Source organism: Komagataeibacter sp. NFXK3, assembly GCF_054182245.1.
This window is the reverse complement of the sequence record NZ_JAPIVJ010000004.1, coordinates 72,311-88,937: the sequence shown is the minus strand read 5'-3', so window position 1 is coordinate 88,937 and position 16,627 is coordinate 72,311. Positions and strand designations below refer to the sequence as shown.

General features: G+C 63.7%; 15 protein-coding genes and 2 tRNA genes. 14 read left to right on the top strand and 3 right to left on the bottom strand.

What is annotated here, in order from left to right:
• The first annotated feature begins 29 nt into the window (after positions 1–29).
• The 3 genes from hfq (at position 30) to OQZ28_RS05975 (ending at position 2,690) form a co-directional block, all read left to right on the top strand.
• Positions 30–308: an RNA chaperone Hfq gene (gene hfq / locus OQZ28_RS05985; protein ID WP_078526480.1), complete on the top strand. Its 279-nt coding sequence runs from the start codon at positions 30–32 to the stop codon at positions 306–308.
• Positions 305–1,615, top strand: a complete 1,311-nt coding sequence (gene hflX, locus OQZ28_RS05980) for a GTPase HflX (RefSeq protein ID WP_458135476.1) — start codon at positions 305–307, stop codon at positions 1,613–1,615. The genes hfq and hflX overlap by 4 nt, the downstream gene beginning before the upstream one ends.
• Positions 1,616–1,853: 238 nt before the next feature.
• Positions 1,854–2,690: an inositol monophosphatase family protein gene (locus tag OQZ28_RS05975; RefSeq protein ID WP_458135475.1), complete on the top strand. Its 837-nt coding sequence runs from the start codon at positions 1,854–1,856 to the stop codon at positions 2,688–2,690.
• Positions 2,691–2,781: 91 nt separating this feature from the next.
• On the opposite strand, the gene mazG is transcribed toward OQZ28_RS05975, so the two are convergent.
• Positions 2,782–3,576, bottom strand: a complete 795-nt coding sequence (mazG, locus tag OQZ28_RS05970) for a nucleoside triphosphate pyrophosphohydrolase (protein WP_130730150.1) — start codon at positions 3,574–3,576, stop codon at positions 2,782–2,784.
• Positions 3,577–3,671: 95 nt separating this feature from the next.
• Here mazG and argC point away from each other — a divergent pair, with 95 nt between their 5' ends.
• The 5 genes from argC to OQZ28_RS05945 all read left to right on the top strand — a co-directional run bounded on the left by argC (position 3,672) and on the right by OQZ28_RS05945 (position 8,627).
• A complete protein-coding gene (gene argC, locus OQZ28_RS05965; RefSeq protein ID WP_458135474.1) occupies positions 3,672–4,607 on the top strand; it encodes an N-acetyl-gamma-glutamyl-phosphate reductase in 936 nt (311 codons plus the stop codon).
• 76 nt (positions 4,608–4,683) lie between these two features.
• Positions 4,684–4,767: transfer RNA gene (locus OQZ28_RS05960), tRNA-Leu, on the top strand.
• 66 nt (positions 4,768–4,833) lie between these two features.
• Positions 4,834–6,006, top strand: coding sequence for a phosphoserine transaminase (locus OQZ28_RS05955; protein ID WP_458135473.1), 1,173 nt, complete (start codon positions 4,834–4,836; stop codon positions 6,004–6,006).
• A gap of 84 nt (positions 6,007–6,090) precedes the next feature.
• On the top strand, positions 6,091–7,248 hold the full coding sequence (locus OQZ28_RS05950; RefSeq protein WP_458135472.1) for an ATP phosphoribosyltransferase regulatory subunit: 1,158 nt from the start codon (positions 6,091–6,093) through the stop codon (positions 7,246–7,248).
• 89 nt (positions 7,249–7,337) lie between these two features.
• Complete coding sequence (locus OQZ28_RS05945; protein WP_130730146.1) at positions 7,338–8,627, top strand: adenylosuccinate synthase; 1,290 nt, start codon at positions 7,338–7,340, stop codon at positions 8,625–8,627.
• A 215-nt stretch (positions 8,628–8,842) separates the two neighbouring features.
• Here OQZ28_RS05945 and rpoH read toward each other — a convergent pair whose 3' ends face one another.
• Entirely contained in the window at positions 8,843–9,739 is an 897-nt protein-coding gene (rpoH, locus tag OQZ28_RS05940) for an RNA polymerase sigma factor RpoH (RefSeq protein ID WP_458135471.1), read from the bottom strand.
• 243 nt (positions 9,740–9,982) lie between these two features.
• Positions 9,983–10,954, bottom strand: a complete 972-nt coding sequence (locus tag OQZ28_RS05935) for an RluA family pseudouridine synthase (RefSeq protein WP_458135470.1) — start codon at positions 10,952–10,954, stop codon at positions 9,983–9,985.
• 48 nt (positions 10,955–11,002) lie between these two features.
• Here OQZ28_RS05935 and OQZ28_RS05930 point away from each other — a divergent pair, with 48 nt between their 5' ends.
• The 6 genes from OQZ28_RS05930 to bcsA all read left to right on the top strand — a co-directional run bounded on the left by OQZ28_RS05930 (position 11,003) and on the right by bcsA (position 16,625).
• Complete coding sequence (locus tag OQZ28_RS05930) at positions 11,003–11,356, top strand: hypothetical protein (protein ID WP_130730143.1); 354 nt, start codon at positions 11,003–11,005, stop codon at positions 11,354–11,356.
• A gap of 76 nt (positions 11,357–11,432) precedes the next feature.
• Positions 11,433–11,508: transfer RNA gene (locus tag OQZ28_RS05925), tRNA-Glu, on the top strand.
• A 27-nt stretch (positions 11,509–11,535) separates the two neighbouring features.
• Complete coding sequence (locus OQZ28_RS05920) at positions 11,536–11,745, top strand: hypothetical protein (protein ID WP_130730142.1); 210 nt, start codon at positions 11,536–11,538, stop codon at positions 11,743–11,745.
• A 446-nt stretch (positions 11,746–12,191) separates the two neighbouring features.
• A complete protein-coding gene (locus tag OQZ28_RS05915; RefSeq protein ID WP_242621678.1) occupies positions 12,192–13,190 on the top strand; it encodes a glycosyl hydrolase family 8 in 999 nt (332 codons plus the stop codon).
• Entirely contained in the window at positions 13,187–14,182 is a 996-nt protein-coding gene (locus OQZ28_RS05910; protein ID WP_458135469.1) for an endoglucanase, read from the top strand. The genes OQZ28_RS05915 and OQZ28_RS05910 overlap by 4 nt, the downstream gene beginning before the upstream one ends.
• 178 nt (positions 14,183–14,360) lie before the next feature.
• On the top strand, positions 14,361–16,625 hold the full coding sequence (bcsA, locus tag OQZ28_RS05905; RefSeq protein ID WP_458135468.1) for a UDP-forming cellulose synthase catalytic subunit: 2,265 nt from the start codon (positions 14,361–14,363) through the stop codon (positions 16,623–16,625).
• The last annotated feature ends 2 nt before the right edge of the window (positions 16,626–16,627 follow it).

Here is a 16,627-nt window from a genome sequence, read left to right as displayed (position 1 = left end):
GCCCAACAAACAACAAGTAAGGCCCTGCCGTGGCAAAAGAACCTTCACAGAATGTACAGGACGTGTTTCTCAACCACGTCCGCCGGTCGAAAACGCCGGTCACCATTTTCCTCGTCAATGGCGTCAAGCTTCAGGGCATCATCACCTGGTTTGACAATTTCTCCGTCCTGCTGCGGCGCGACGGGCATACGCAGCTTGTCTACAAGCACGCGATCAGCACCGTCATGCCCGCCACCCCCGTCAGCCTGTTCGATCCCCCGGCTGAGGACACGGAAGAACCGGCAGCCACGGATGGCAGCCCGTCGTGACGGTGGCGGCGCCTTCATCCGCCACGCGCGCCGCTGTCATCCTGCCATGGGAGCGGCCCGACCGGCACGATGATGCCCGCGCGGCCGAAGCCCGGCTGGAGGAAGCGGTAGGCCTTGCCGCCTCCATCGGGCTGGTGGTGGTGTGCCAGGCGGTGCTGCTGCTGCGTGCCCGCAGGCCCGCCACCCTGCTTGGCGGGGGCCAGGTCGATTCGCTCAAGGAGACGGTCAAGGCCGACAACATCACCGTTGTCATCATCGATTCCCGCCTGACCCCCGTGCAGCAGCGCAACCTTGAGCGCGCGCTGGGCTGCAAGGTGATCGACCGCACCGCCCTGATCCTTGATATCTTTGGCGAGCGCGCGGCCACGCGTGAAGGCACGCTGCAGGTCGAACTCGCCCATCTGGAATACCAGCGCAGCCGCCTGGTGCGTACCTGGACCCACCTTGAGCGCCAGCGCGGTGGCTTCGGCTTCCTCGGCGGCCCTGGCGAGACGCAGATCGAGGCCGACCGCCGCATGATCGGCGACCGGATCGTGCGCCTCAAGCGCGAGCTCGAGCAGGTGCGCCGCACGCGCGGCCTGCACCGGCAGGCGCGCAGGCGGGTGCCGTTCCCCATCGTGGCGCTGGTGGGCTACACCAATGCGGGCAAGTCCACCCTGTTCAATGCCCTGACCGGGGCCAGCGTGTATGCGCAGGACCAGCTTTTCGCGACCCTCGACCCCACCATGCGCGGCATCCAGCTGCCATCGGGGCGGCGGGTGATCCTGTCGGATACGGTGGGCTTCATCAGCGACCTGCCCACCGAACTCATCGCCGCCTTCCGCGCCACGCTTGAAGAGGTGGCCGAGGCCGACATCATCCTGCATGTGCGCGATGTCTCGCACCCCGATAGCGCATCGCAGCGCAATGACGTGATCGAGGTGCTCGAGGGCATGGCGCGCAACGGCACGATCGAGGCCGACTGGCAGGGCCGCGTGATCGAGGTGCTGAACAAGGCCGACCTCGTGGGCGGGCGCGAGGCCGTGGGCGCGCGACCGGGCAATGTGGTCATTTCCGCCATTACAGGCGATGGCCTGCCCGACCTGCTTGCCGCGATTGACGAGCGCATGACCCGCGCGATGGAAGTGGCGCGGTACCGTATCCCCCTGGCCGAGGGGGCGGCCATGGCCTGGCTGCATGAGCATGGCGAGGTGACCAAGCGCAGTGATGGGGAGGACGGGGCCGAAATGACCGTGCGCCTTTCCCCCGCCAACCGCGCGCGTTTCGAGATGCAGTTCGGTCGCGTCGTGACCTGCCTGGTCGATTAGGGCCTGCGCGGTCAATAAGAGTTCCGGGTGCCGCCTTCTTTTCAAAAAGGCGGCATTTTCTGAAGCTTCGTGAGAAAAGCTTTATCAGGAACGGCCTTGTGGTTGCAGGATTCTTTCCAGGCAGGCCTCCCATGCAGGCTGTTTGCGCAGTCTGGCCATGACGGTGCGCGGGGTGGAAAAATGGCGCCCGGCAGCGCAGGAATGACGGGTTGAACAACGGACAGGGGCGGAGGCAGCAATGACGCAACGGATCACACTGGCGGATATGCGCAATGTGGTGGCGATGATGCGTGAAGCGGCCCGGCGCCATGTCATGCCGTCCTTCCGTTGCCTCGACCGTGCCGATATTCGCAGCAAGAGCGGGCCGATGGATATCGTGACCGTGGCGGATGAAGCCACCGAGCGCGACCTGACCGCAGCCCTGCAGGCTGCATGGCCCAAAGCCCTCGTGGTGGGTGAGGAGGCAGTGGCCGCCAGCCCCGACCTGCTCGATGGCCTGGCCACGGCTGAACTGGCCTTTGTGATCGACCCGATTGATGGCACCGCCAATTACGCGGCGGGTGTGCCGCTGTTTGGCGTGATGGTCTCTGCCGTATCGGGTGGCGAAGTGGTGGGCGGGGCGATTGTGGACCCTATCTGCAATGTCGCGGCCGTGGCTGCGCGCGGCCACGGCGCATGGCTCGATGATGGCAAGGGGGGCGAGCGCCGCCTGCAGGTCGCCCCCGCCGTGCCCGCGCGCGAAATGGCGGGCAATGCCTCATGGCGCTACCTGCCTGCCCCGGTGCGGGATGTCGTGACCCATAACCTGCCCAAGGTGGCGGGATCGTGGGATTTCCGCTGTGCGGCGCATGAATACCTGATGCTGGTCGATGGGCGCTGCCATTTCCTGCTGTTCAACCGCACCCTGCCGTGGGACCATCTGGCGGGCTGGCTGATCCATCAGGAAGCAGGCGGCTACAGCGCCCATTTTGATGGCACGCCCTACCGCGTGACGGATCGCAGCGGCGGGCTGCTTTATGCGCCTGACCGGGCAAGCTGGCAGGCGCTGCATGCCCTGCTGCTGACGGCGGCATAAAAGATAAAAGTTTTTGGATGCCGCCTTTTTTCAAAAAGGCGGCGTTCTTTCGAAGCTTTTTGAAAAAAGCTTCACCAAAAACTTTTGATTTTTAAGTCTTTTTTGTTGCTGCACGCTCGCGGCGTTTCACCGCCTGCCAGCCTTCCTCCATGGTTTTTACATCCACATCGGCCAGTGCCAGCCCCCGGTCAGCCAGATCGTGCTCGACGGCGGTAAAGCGGCGGGTGAACTTGGCATTGGCCTGGCGCAGGCAGGCCTCGGGGTCCATGTCGAGCTTGCGGGCCAGGGTTGCGAGCGTGAACAGCACGTCGCCGAGTTCATCGAAGATCTTGTCGCGGTCACCGCTTTCAAGCTCGACCTTCAGTTCATCGAGTTCCTCATCCACCTTGGCGGCGACCTCGCCCACCGTATCCCAGTCAAACCCCACGCGGGCGGCGCGGGCCGAGAGCTTGCGCGCGCGCATGAGGGCCGGCAGGCCCACGGGCACGTCATCGAGCGTGCCGCGCCGGTTGCGGGCGAGGCGTTCGAGCGCCTTGCCGCTTTCCCACTGGCCGGGTGCGGCTTCGGCCTCGCCAAAGACATGGGGGTGGCGGCGGACCATCTTGTCGCCGATCAGGGTGGCCACGGTGGCGAAGTCGAACAGGCCTTTCTCATCGGCCATCTGCGCGTGATAGACGACCTGGAGCAGCAGGTCGCCCAGTTCATCGGGCAGGCCCTCCCAGTCCTCGCGCGCAATGGTGTCGGCCACTTCATAGGCTTCTTCAATGCTGTAGGGCGCGATTGAGGCAAAATCCTGCGCCCTGTCCCACGGGCAGCCACTCTCGGGGTCACGCAGGCGGGCCATGATGCCCAGCAGGCGTTGGAGGGGGGCTGTGGCGTCTTGCATGGGGTGGTTCCTGCCTGTTTGTGTTGCGGTCGGGCGCAGGTTTTGTATAGATCGCGCACCGCAGGGCGGGAAGTTCTTATCAGGATGGATGGCACATGAGCAGCGACGGACAGGCAACGGTCTTTATCGATGGCGAGGCAGGCACCACGGGGCTGGGCATCCGCGAGCGGCTGCGGCACCTGCCAGTCACGCTGCGCTCCATCGACCCCGCCCGCCGCAAGGACGCCGATGCAAGGCGCGAGATGATGGCCGCCGCCGATGTGGTGGTGCTGTGCCTGCCCGATGCTGCCGCGAAGGAAGCCGTGGCCATGGCCGATGTCATGGGCGCGGAGGCCCCCCGCATTCTCGACGCCAGCACCGCGTTCCGCACCGACCCGGCCTGGGTTTACGGTTTCCCCGAAATGGATGCGGCCCAGCCGGAGCGCATCCGCAAGGCGGCGCGCGTGTCCAACCCCGGCTGCTACCCCACCGGGCTGGTGGGTCTGCTGCGCCCGCTGGTCAAGGCCGGGCTGGTGCCTGATGACTATCCCGTCACGGTCAATGCCGTCAGCGGCTACAGCGGCGGTGGCCGCAGCATGATCGAGGCGCATGAACGCGATGGCGGCCCCGCCTTCGAGCTGTACGGGCTGGGGCTTGGCCACAAGCACATACCGGAAATGAAGCTGTATGCGGGCCTTGCGCAGCTGCCTTTGTTCGTGCCTTCGGTCGGGCATTTTCCGCAGGGCATGATCGTGTCCGTGCCGCTGCATCTCGACCTGCTGCCCGGCACTGTCGGCCTGGCCGACCTGCACGGGGTGCTGGCCGCGCATTACGCAGGCTCCGACCGCATTACGGTGGCCGAGCCCTGCACCAAGCTGGTGGCCGATACGCTGGCGGGCACCGACCGGATGGAGCTGCGCGTGCATGGCAATGAAGAGCTGGGCCACGCCGTGCTGACCGCGCGGCTGGACAATCTGGGCAAGGGGGCCTCGGGGGCCGCGATCCAGAATCTGGCGTTGATGCTGGGACTGGAGCCGCCGCCGCCGGTGTGATATAGCGGGTCCGCAAGACGTCCATGGACTGATTGCCGTGGTATCATCCGTCCCGCTCCGGGCGGGGTGCCTGTATGCGAGAGTGACGGAACGGTAGACGTAGTCGACTCAAAATCGACCGCCGCAAGGCATGGGGGTTCGAATCCCCCCTCTCGCACCAGTCTGGCGCACCGGTTGGCGGTGTTGCCGTGCCAATGCCCGTGTCGCGAACAGGACGTTATCTCCCTTGCCTGAAGCCCTTACTGCAAAGCCGTCCGTGCGGCCTGCCAATCCGCGTTTTTCCTCCGGTCCGTGTGCCAAGCGCCCGGGCTGGTCGCTCGATGCCCTGTCGGGTGCGCTGGTGGGGCGCTCGCACCGCTCGGCCGAGGGGCGCGCCCGGCTCAACGAGGTCATTACCCGCTCCAGGGCCATGCTGGGCATGCCGGAGGACTGGGTGCTGGGCATCGTGCCCGCATCCGATACCGGCGCGGTCGAGATGGTGCTGTGGTCCATCCTCGGCACGCGCCCGGTGGACGTGCTGGCGTTCGAGAGCTTCTCCGCCACATGGGCCAATGACATCATCGCCCAGCTCAGGCTGCCCGAGGCCCGCGTGCTCAAGGCCGAGTATGGCGAGATCCCGGACCTGGCCCAGGTGGACTGGTCGCGCGACGTGGTTCTGACCTGGAACGGCACCACATCGGGCGCGCGCCTGCCCTATGATGCCGCCATTCCCGCCACGCGTGACGGGCTGGTGATCTGTGATGCCACATCCGCCGCCTTCGCCATGGACCTGCCGTGGGAGAAGCTCGATGTGGTGACATGGTCGTGGCAGAAGGTGCTCGGCGGTGAGGCGGCACACGGCATGCTGGCCCTTTCCCCGCGCGCGGTGGAGCGGCTGGTCTCCACGCCAGCCCCCCGTGCGCTGCCCAAGATATTCCGCCTGACCAACGCCAAGGGCCTGATAGACGGCATCTTCAGGGGCGACACCATCAACACGCCCTCCATGCTGTGCGTGGAAGATGCGCTCGATGGCCTGAAATGGGCTGAGGGCATTGGCGGGCTGAAAGGGCTGATCGCGCGCAGCGAAGCCAATCTGGCCGCGATTGCGGCATGGGAGGCGAAATCCGACTGGGCGCAGTTCCTTGCCCCCAACCCGGCGCACCGCTCAAGCACGGCCATCTGCCTGCGTATTGTCGCCCCCTGGTTTGCAGCACGCGATCATGCGGCCCAGACGGCGGTGGCCAAGAAGATTGTCTCCCTGCTGGGCAGCGAAGGCGTTGCCATGGATGTGGGCAGCTACCGCGATGCCCCGCCGGGCCTGCGGCTGTGGGGTGGCGCCACGGTCGAGACGGCGGACCTCGTGGCCGTGCTGCCGTGGCTTGACTGGGCTTATGAGCAGGTGCGGCGCGAACACGCCTGATCTCTCCCATTCTCCTTCCATGTCCGATCCATCATGCCCTGAGCCACGTGCGCTGGGCCATGATGCAGCACGATAGGCCCTGCCATGACTGATGACCCGCCGTTCAACCCAGCCCTTCTGCCCGCAGGGTTCGTGGACCGGCTCCCCCCCGAAGCCGAGGCCGAGGCTGTGGGCGTCGAGACCCTGATGCGCGTGTTCGCGGCCCATGGTTATGACCGCGTGACCCCGCCGCTGCTGGAATTCGAGACCACCCTGCTATCGGGCGCAGGCGCGGCGGTGGCGGCGCAGACCTTCCGCCTGATGGACCCCGATACGCGGCGCATGATGGCCCTGCGGCCCGACATGACACCCCAGATCGCCCGCATTGCCGCAACGCGCCTGCCTGACGTGCCGCGCCCGCTGCGCCTGTCCTATGCGGGGCCGTGCATTCTCATGGCCAGCAACCGGGGCGAGGGGGATCGGCAGATCTCGCAGGCGGGCGTGGAGCTGATCGGCCCCGACGGCCCGCACGCGGATGCGGAAATCGTGGCCCTTGCCGCCGAGTGCCTGGCTACCCTGCAGGTGCGCGGCGTCTCCTTTGACCTGACCATGCCAGCACTCACCACCGCCCTGCTTGATGCAGGCGGGTTCGAGAGCACCGTGCGTGGCATGCTCATGCGCGCGCTTGACCGCAAGGATGCGGCCGCCGTGGCGCGGCATGGCGGCGACCTGGCGGATGTGCTGATCCGCCTCCTGCACGCGGCGGGCCCGGCGCAGGGCGCGCTGGCGGAGCTTGCGGCGGTTGACCTGCCGCCTGCCGTGCGCGCCTTGAGCGAGCGGCTGGCGGCCACCGTTGCGGCCATCGAGGCCCGCGTGCCCGGCATCCGCCTGACGGTGGACCCGGTGGAGTTCCGGGGCTGGCAGTATCATACCGGCGTGTGCGTGAGCATTTATGCCGCGGGCCAGCGCGAGGAGCTGGGCCGTGGCGGGCGCTACCTGTCCAATAATGATGAACCGGCCTGCGGCATCACCCTGCGGCCCGACATCATCCTGCGCGCGGCACCGCCCCTGCCCAGCCGCACGCGCATCTTCGTGCCGTGGGGCACGCCGGCGGAAAAGGCGGCCGCCCTGCGGGCGGCGGGCTATGCCACGGTCAGCGCCCTCGGGCCGGATGAAGACCCGCTGGCGCAGGCGGCCCTGCTGGCCTGCACGCTGGTGGTGGTGGATGGCCAGCTTGTGCCCGTGACGGTGAATGACGCCTGAAGTTTCGACTGATTTCTTTTTTCTGAACCGACCCCGTTTTTCCGGCTGGCCGCATAGTGGCCGCCGGGCAGCATATCAAGGAGCATGAAATGTCCAACGTCACCGTGATCGGCACCCAGTGGGGTGACGAGGGCAAGGGAAAGATCGTGGACTGGCTGGCCAGCCGCGCCGATGTGGTCGTGCGCTTTCAGGGTGGCCACAATGCGGGCCATACGCTGGTTGTGGGCGAGCAGACCTACAAGCTCTCCCTGCTGCCCTCGGGCCTGGTGCGCGGCAAGATGGGCGTGATCGGCAATGGCGTGGTGGTTGACCCCGAGGCGCTGCTCAAGGAAATCGACCGCGTGACCGCCCAGGGCCTGAAGGTTACGCCAGAGACGCTGAAGATTGCGGAAAACGCCCCCCTGATCCTGCCCGTGCATGGCGCGCTTGACCGTGCGCGCGAGGCCGCGCGCGGCGAGCGCAAGATCGGCACGACCGGGCGCGGCATCGGTCCCGCCTATGAGGACAAGGTCGCCCGCCGCGCCATCCGCCTGTGTGACCTGGCCGAGCCCGAAACGCTGGACTGGAAGCTCGACGAGCTGCTGCTGCACCACAACACCCTGCTCAAGGGGCTGGGTGCCGAGACCTTCACCAAGCAGGAACTGCTCGATTTCCTCAACACCGTGGCCCCGCGCGTGCTGCCCTTCATGGCGCCGGTGTGGGATCTGCTCGATGACAGCCGCCGCAGCGGATCGCGCATCCTGTTTGAAGGCGCGCAGGCGGTTATGCTCGATGTGGACCACGGCACCTACCCGTATGTGACCTCATCGAACACCGTTGCCGCCAATGCGGGCACGGGTGCGGGCGTGGGGCCGACGAGCATCGGATTCGTGCTGGGCATTGCCAAGGCCTACACCACCCGTGTGGGCGAGGGGCCTTTCCCCAGCGAACTGCATGATGAGATGGGCCGCACGCTGGGCGAGCGCGGGCATGAATTCGGCACCGTGACGGGTCGCCCCCGCCGCTGTGGCTGGTTTGATGCCGTGCTGGTGCGCCGCGCGGTGCGCGTGGGTGGCGTGAACGGCCTGGCCCTGACCAAGCTGGACGTGCTGGACGGGCTGGACGAGATCAGCATCTGCGTGGGCTACGAACTCGACGGCAAGATCACGAAGCACTTTCCCTCGGCGCCTGGTGCGCAGCAGCGCATCCGCCCCGTGTTCGAGACGATGGAAGGCTGGAAGGACAGCACGAAGGGCGCGCGCTCCTGGGCCGAACTGCCCGCGCAGGCCATCAAGTATGTCCGCCGCATCGAGGAACTGGTGGAGGCGCCGGTGACCCTGCTCTCCACCAGCCCCGAGCGTGATGACACCATCCTGATGCGTGACCCGTTCGAGGACTGATCGGGGCCGGATGGACGTTTCTGGAGGCCGCCTTTTTTCTGGAAAGGCGGCATTTCCTTGAAGATTTTGGGAAAAGCTTCGCCAAAAACGTCTTGTTGTTTAAAAACTGATGGTATCTCAAAGAAAAAGCCCCGCAGCCATTGGCTTGCGGGGCTTTTTTTTAAAGTTCCTGGTCAAGCTTTTTTCAAAAAGCTTTAAAGAGTGCCGCCTTTATTTCAGGCTTCCGCCTCTTCGGCATGCCGGGCGCGACGGGAGGCGACTTCGGCCTTCATCGCGGCCTGCACCTTTTCAAAGGCGCGGACCTCGATCTGGCGCACCCGCTCGCGCGAGATGTTGTAGACGTGCGAGAGTTCCTCCAGCGTGGCGGGTTCATCCTTGAGCCTGCGCTCGGTCAGGATGTGGCGCTCGCGCTCGTTGAGCGACTTCATGGCATTGGTCAGAAGCGCCTGGCGGCCGGAATATTCCTCGCTCTCGGCCAGGGTCTGTTCCTGGTTGTCGTTGTCATCCACCAGCCAGTCCTGCCACTCGCCCTCGCCATCCATGCGCAGGGGCGCGTTCAAGCTGTGGTCGGGGGCGGCGAGGCGGCGGTTCATGTTCACCACGTCCTGCTCGGGCACGCCGAGGGACTGGGCAATCTTGTTGACCTGCTCGGGCTGGAGGTCGCCATCGTCAATGGCCTGCATCTGGCCCTTGAGGCGACGCAGGTTGAAGAAAAGTTTTTTCTGGGCGGCGGTTGTGCCGATCTTCACCAGTGACCAGCTATGCAGGATGTATTCCTGTATCGCGGCACGGATCCACCACATGGCATATGTGGCCAGGCGGAAGCCCCGATCGGGGTCGAAGCGGCGCACGGCCTGCATCATCCCGATATTGCCTTCGCTGATCAGCTCGCCCACCGGCAGGCCATAGCCACGATAGCCCATGGCGATCTTGGCCACGAGGCGCAGATGGGAGGTGACAAGCTTGTGGGCGGCTTCGGTGTCGCCCTTGTCCTTCCAGCGATGGGAAAGGCGGAGCTCCTCCTCGGGGGAGAGCATGGGGAATTTGCGGATATCCCGAAGGTATTTGGAGAGGTTATTTTCGGGACCGGAAATAAGAGCAGAAGAGGCCATTGCAACGGACTCCTGTACCAGAGGGGTGGATGCAGCTGTAATCCGGCTCAACGTCATTGTGACCGGGCGGGTTGCATCATCACTCTGCTAGACGCACGACTGGACTTCTCACGTCCCCGCATGCAACCCCCATCCTGGGCAGTTCCATGCAGGACGTCCAGTTAGCCTGGGGGCGTCGGCCCCGGCGAACAATCACCGAACATAGGCATTGTTCGTGCTCCTGTCAATGAATATGCCTGTTAATCAGGCAATATCGGCCAGTAGCTGGCGGAAGTCTTCCGGCGGCGCGCTTTCAAACAGCATCTCCTCGCCACTGCGCGGGTGGATGAAGCCCAGCCTGCGCGCATGCAGCGCCTGGCGGCCAAAGTCCAGCGCCGCGGTTTTTGGCGCGGGCGGCAGGGCGCGGGCGGCAGCGGGAATGCGGCGCAGATAGACCGGGTCGCCCACCAGCGCATGCCCGGCATGGGCAAAATGCACCCGGATCTGGTGCGTGCGCCCGGTGGCGAGCTTGCACTGCACATGCGCAAGGCCGCCGTGGAAGGTGTTCAGCACCCGGTAATGGGTGAGCGCGTGCTTGCCGCTGGTGCCGGTCACCACCGCCATGCGCTTGCGGTCGCGTTTGTCGCGCCCGATCGCACCATCAAACGACCCGCTGCCCGGTGTGGGGATGCCCCAGCACAGGGCCTCGTAAGCGCGGTCGATCCGCCGCTCGGCAAAGGCGAGGGACAGGGCCTGGTGTGCCATCTCGGTCTTGGCGGCAACCATGAGGCCCGATGTGTCCTTGTCCAGCCGGTGCACGATTCCGGGGCGCCTCTCGCCGCCAATGCCGGTCAGGCTCTCGCCGCAATGGGCGAGCAGGGCATTGACCAGCGTGCCATCCTCGTTGCCCGGTGCGGGGTGCACCACCATGCCGGCGGGCTTGTCGAGCACGATCAGGTCGCGGTCCTCATATAGTATGGTGAGTGCAATGTCCTGCCCCTGTGGCGTTGCGGGGATTGCGGGGGGGGGGTGAATTTCATAACACATGCCTGCCCGCACGGGTTCGGCCGGGTCGCGCAGCGGTTCGCCATTGCGCAGCAGGTGCCCGCTTTCCATGAGGGACTTGACGCGCGAGCGCGAAAGGCTTTCGACCGCGTTGGCAAGAAAGCGGTCGGTGCGCTGGCCTGCATCATCGGCAGTGGCGATGATCGGGGCAGGGGGGGCAGTGTCGTTCATGGCATGTGTCTATCGGAAAAAACGGTATTCGGGAACGGAAAGCACGGAATGGAAAAACAGGGATCGCGCGCGCTGCTCGCCGCAGTGATCGGCATGGGGGTTCTGCTGTTCCTCGGGTCGCTGGCACTGGTGGGCGTGCTGGTGCATCGCATGATGCATCCGGCCCCCCCGGCAAAGCCCGCGCTGGCCGTGGCGGCGCCCATGGCGCCTGCGCCGGACATGGCGGCACAGCCGGCGCTTGTGGTTGACGAGCCGCCCGGCACGACCGTGCGTTCGGTCACGGCACGGGCGGACGGATTGCTGGCGGTGGCGCTGACGGGCGGCGGCGTGGCCGAGCGCATTATCGTGTGGGACCCGGCCACGCGCCGCATCACGGCGCGGCTTGTGCTGGGGCAGCCGTAAACAGAAATGCGTGGCGGCGTGATTCTTTGCTTGCATGCCGCCGCGACATCGCCTAGAACGCGGCTACCGGCCTTTTGTCCCGTTCGTCTAGAGGCCTAGGACACTGCCCTCTCACGGCGGCAACAGGGGTTCGAATCCCCTACGGGACGCCAGCCTGCCATGGCTGGATAAAAGACTGATTGAATGAAAACCCGCCGCAAGGCGGGTTTTTCGTATGTACTGCATTTTTGCAAATATCTTTGCGTGAAATGCTGACGGGCTATGGCAAGGCAACTTTTTTTATATTAATATATAATAAAGGCATCTTATATACTGCCGCCACCCATCCTCCAAAAAGCATTGATTCAGATCAAGCGGGTCTGAAATTTAAAATATTTTCCGTCTTTTAATTTTACGAAAGATGGCACCATAGTGAACGGCGATCATTTGCCATATTTCTCTTCTTTAATTTCTCTAGGAATTATCAACGGTTTTTGTAGGAGGGGCATCTGCCCCCGCGTGACAAAAATGCAACTTCTCTCTGCCTGTAACCAGTTGTGGCGCTGGTGGCGGTTTCGCCGCCGGGGGGAGAGACGTTATGGTCCTTTTCAGTAATAAAGTCTGTCCCGGAATGGTCACCTTCGACTTGCAGGATGGAGGAGTTTCCGATTAAGGCGTCATGGCACGGCAGGGTATCGAGGGCGTGGCAAGCGTTTCGCCAGGCGGTTGCATGGGTTTAGACTTCTTGAGGGTGTGGTGGTAGATGCTGTTGGATTTTATGAAGCTGCAAAAACATGTATCGGGAATGGGGCGTCGCTCCTTTCTGTCCGTCATGGCTGTGGCTGGCAGCTTTCCCATGATTTCTGGCGCCCAGGCCGATGACGCCATCGGCATGAACCCGCAGATCGCCCAGCAGTGGGCCATTTTCCGCAACAAGTATTTCCATCCTGACGGGCGCATCGTCGATACGGGCAACAGCGGTGAATCCCACAGCGAGGGGCAGGGCTACGGCATGCTCTTCTCCGCCGCGGCGGGTGACCGGGCGGCGTTCGAGGCGATCTGGGCCTGGGCGCACACCAACCTGCAGCACAAGGACGACGCCCTGTTCTCCTGGCGTTACCTTGACGGGCACAACCCACCCGTGGCCGACAAGAACAACGCAACGGATGGCGACCTGCTGATCGCCCTTGGCCTGGCCTGGGCCGGCAAGCGCTGGAAGCGTGCCGACTATATCCAGGACGCCATGGCCATCTACAGAGATGTGCTGAAACTCATGACCAAGACTGTCGGCCCCTATACGGTGCTGCTGCCGGGCGCAGTCGGGTTCATGACCAAGGATACGGTCACCCTCAACCTGTCCTATTACGTCATGCCCTCGCTCATGCAGGCATTCCAGCTGACAGGTGACGCGCAGTGGACAAAGGTGATGGGCGACGGGCTGCTCATCATCGCCAAGGGGCGATTCGGTGAGTGGAAGCTGCCGCCGGACTGGCTGTCGATCAACCTGCACACCAATGCCTTCTCCATCGCCAAGGGCTGGCCGCCGCGTTTCTCGTATGATGCGATTCGCGTGCCGCTCTACCTTGCCTGGGCGCATATGCTGACTCCGGAGCTGCAGGCGGATTTCAGCCGGTTCTGGAACCATTATGGCGCATCCGCCCTGCCGGGCTGGGTTGATCTGAACACTGGCGCGCGTTCGCCCTATAATGCACCGCCGGGCTATCTGGCCGTGGCATCATGCTCGGGCCTGGCCTCGGCGGGTGAACTGCCCACGCTCGATCATGCGCCCGATTATTATTCGGCCGCGTTGACGATGCTGGCCTATATCGCCCGAAACCAGGGAGATGGAATGTGAGCACACCTGAAAAGGAAGCGGGAACGCAGGTGAATATCGACAGCCAGCAGGATGTCGATCGTATGCTGACGGATGGCTACGGTATCAGCAGCGCAGGTTTTCATTACCGCCCTTTCAAGCAGAAGCGTCCACCCAAGCCTGAGGTCAGGCATGACGAGTCCGGCGCAGCGCAGGCTACGGCGACAGGGCATGCGGCTGAAGAAGCCTCCCAGCATCCGGTTTCGTCCTATGACGAGACCTATTCCATACACTCCGCGCCTGAGGCCGCATCCGCCGAGGTTGCGCAGCAGACGCATGACTACGCGGAAACGACATATACGCCCGCTGCGCATGATGCCTATGCAGCGCAGCCGGAGCCTGAACAGGCCGCGCCCGAGGCTGATGTCACGCATGATGATACGCCCGCAGCCGAACCCGAGACATATGTGGCCACCCACGCCGAAACCGTAGCAGTTCCGAGCTACACGCCTGCGCCACAGCCCGCCGCGGCTCCCGTTGCGCAGGCTGCGCCGCAGCCCGTTAGCCACGAGCCGCCCGCACTATCGCCAGTGTCCCCCAAACCTGCGGTGTCTTCCTTCATGGCGCCCCGTCCTGCCCCGGTTTCCGGCATGGCTCCGGCCACGCCCCCCGTCGCAGCGGAGGACTGGGCCCCCGTGCCCAAGGCCCAGCAGCAGCGCGGGCAGCGTTTGACGGGGCCAGGCTTCTTTTTTGGTGCAGCCAGCGAGCGGGCGCCCGCGGCAAGGCTGTTCCAGTCGGCGCCGGTGTCCCGGTCTGTTTCAAAACCTGTTTCCAAGGTGACCACAATGACCAAAGTTGACAAGATTTCCCCGAATGGCAGTCAGGCTGGCCGCCCTGCGCCGACTGACAATTCTCCTACCCTGACCGAAGTGTTCATGACCCTTGGTGGTCGGGCCACGGACCGGTTGGTGCCCAAGCCCAGCCTGCGCGACGCCCTGTCGCGCAAGCGTGAAGACGCGAACGGCGAATCCTGAAACCGCGCCGGGGGTCACCTGCTCCCGGCCTGCCAAAGGAAAGAAGGGGGAAGGTTTTCCCCCGCCCCGCGCCCGCTGCGGGCCGAAAGGCGACATGACGGACCGAATGCGTCTGACGGTTTTCTTTTGAATATATAACTACCTGTTTTATCAGTATTTATTATCGGACGAGCTATTGATGTCAGAGGTTCAGTCGCCAGTACCCGCGGAGAGTAGGCTAGACCGCTTTTCCAACAAGATACTGTCACTGCGTGGGGCCAGCTACATAGTTGGAGCGCTGGGGCTTTGTGCACTTATCGCCGCAACCACGGTTACGCTGTCCATTAATGAACAGCTTATTGTGGCACTTGTGTGTGTGCTCGTCTTTTTTATTGTCGGGCGTGGCAAGAGCAGGCGCACCCAAATCTTTCTCGAAGTGCTCTCGGCGCTGGTCTCGCTGCGTTACCTGACATGGCGCCTGACCGGGACGCTGGACTTCGACACCTGGATTCAGGGGGGCTTGGGCGTAACCCTGCTCATGGCCGAGCTGTATGCCCTGTACATGCTGTTTCTCAGCTATTTCCAGACCATCCAGCCGCTCCATCGTGCCCCGCTGCCCCTGCCTGACAATGTTGATGACTGGCCGACCGTCGATATCTTCATCCCGACCTATGATGAACAGCTGAGCATCGTGCGCCTGACCGTGCTGGGCGCTCTGGGCATCGACTGGCCGCCCGATAAAGTGAATGTCTATATTCTTGATGACGGCGTGCGTGATGAATTCAAGCAGTTCGCTGAGGAGTGCGGCTGTCTCTACATCGGGCGCGTAGAGAGTGCTCACGCCAAGGCCGGTAACCTCAACCACGCCATTAAGCAAACTTCCAGCGATTACATTCTCATCCTGGATTGTGACCATATTCCGACACGCGCGTTCCTGCAGATCGCCATGGGGTGGATGGTCGCTGACCGCAAGATTGCCCTGATGCAGACGCCGCATCACTTCTATTCCCCCGATCCGTTCCAGCGTAACCTGGCCGTGGGGTATCGCACCCCGCCGGAAGGCAACCTGTTCTACGGCGTCATTCAGGATGGCAACGACTTCTGGGATGCCACCTTCTTCTGCGGTTCGTGCGCCATCCTGCGGCGTGAAGCCATTGAATCGATTGGCGGCTTCGCGGTTGAAACCGTGACGGAAGATGCCCATACCGCCCTGCGCATGCAGCGCCGTGGCTGGTCCACCGCCTACCTGCGCATTCCCGTTGCCAGTGGCCTGGCCACCGAGCGCCTGACTACCCATATCGGCCAGCGCATGCGCTGGGCGCGCGGCATGATCCAGATCTTCCGCGTGGATAACCCGATGCTCGGGCGCGGCCTGAAGATGGGGCAGCGGCTGTGCTACCTCTCGGCCATGACGTCGTTCTTCTTCGCCATTCCGCGCGTCATCTTCCTTGCCTCGCCGCTGGCGTTCCTGTTCTTCGGCCAGAACATCATCGCCGCCTCGGTGACGGCCGTGGCGGCCTACGCCCTTCCGCACATGTTCCACTCCATCGCAACCGCCGCCAAGGTGAACAAGGGCTGGCGCTATTCGTTCTGGAGTGAAGTGTACGAAACCACCATGGCGCTGTTCCTGGTGCGCGTGACCATCATCACCCTGATGTTCCCCTCCAAGGGCAAGTTCAACGTGACGGAAAAGGGTGGCGTGCTGGAGGAGGAAGAATTCGACCTTGGCGCGACCTACCCCAACATCATTTTTGCCGGCATCATGACGTTGGGGCTGCTGATCGGTCTGTTCGAACTGATCGTGCATTACAGCCAGCTCGATGGCATTGCCATGCGTGCTTACATACTCAACTGCATATGGGCGATGATCAGTCTCATCATCGTCCTTGCGGCCATTGCCGTGGGGCGTGAGACGAAACAGGTCCGTTACAGCCATCGTATCGAGGCGCATATCCCGGTCACGGTCTATGAAGCACCGGCCGAGGGGCAGCCCAATACCTACCATAACGCGACGCCGGGCATGACCCAGGATGTTTCCATGGGTGGTGTCGCCGTCCACATGCCCTGGCCCGACATAACCACGGGGCCGATCAAGACACGCCTCCATGCCGTGCTTGATGGCGAGGAGATCGATATCCCCGCCACCATGCTGCGCTGCAAGGGCGGCAAGGCCGTGTTTACATGGGACAATAATGACCTTGATACGGAACGCGATATTGTCCGCTTCGTGTTCGGGCGGGCCGATGCCTGGCTGCAATGGAACAATTACGAGGAAGACCGGCCGCTACGCAGCCTGTGGAGTCTGCTGCTCAGCATCAAGGCGCTGTTCCGCAAAAAAGGCAAAATGATGGCCAATAGTCGTCCAAAAAATAAACCACTTGCACTACCGGTTGAGCGCAGGGAGCCCACAACCATCCAGAGTGGACAGACACAGGAAGGAAAGATCAGCCGTGCGGCCTCGTGATA

Coding starts and splice junctions, on each gene's coding strand:
- OQZ28_RS05935 (WP_458135470.1), bottom strand. CDS start 10,954: ATGAACGACACTGCCCCCCCTGCCCCGATCATCGCCACTGCCGATGAT.
- mazG (WP_130730150.1), bottom strand. CDS start 3,576: ATGCAAGACGCCACAGCCCCCCTCCAACGCCTGCTGGGCATCATGGCC.
- OQZ28_RS05950 (WP_458135472.1), top strand. CDS start 6,091: ATGACTGATGACCCGCCGTTCAACCCAGCCCTTCTGCCCGCAGGGTTC.
- bcsA (WP_458135468.1), top strand. CDS start 14,361: ATGTCAGAGGTTCAGTCGCCAGTACCCGCGGAGAGTAGGCTAGACCGC.
- OQZ28_RS05975 (WP_458135475.1), top strand. CDS start 1,854: ATGACGCAACGGATCACACTGGCGGATATGCGCAATGTGGTGGCGATG.
- argC (WP_458135474.1), top strand. CDS start 3,672: ATGAGCAGCGACGGACAGGCAACGGTCTTTATCGATGGCGAGGCAGGC.
- OQZ28_RS05915 (WP_242621678.1), top strand. CDS start 12,192: ATGATTTCTGGCGCCCAGGCCGATGACGCCATCGGCATGAACCCGCAG.
- OQZ28_RS05945 (WP_130730146.1), top strand. CDS start 7,338: ATGTCCAACGTCACCGTGATCGGCACCCAGTGGGGTGACGAGGGCAAG.
- rpoH (WP_458135471.1), bottom strand. CDS start 9,739: ATGGCCTCTTCTGCTCTTATTTCCGGTCCCGAAAATAACCTCTCCAAA.
- OQZ28_RS05930 (WP_130730143.1), top strand. CDS start 11,003: ATGGAAAAACAGGGATCGCGCGCGCTGCTCGCCGCAGTGATCGGCATG.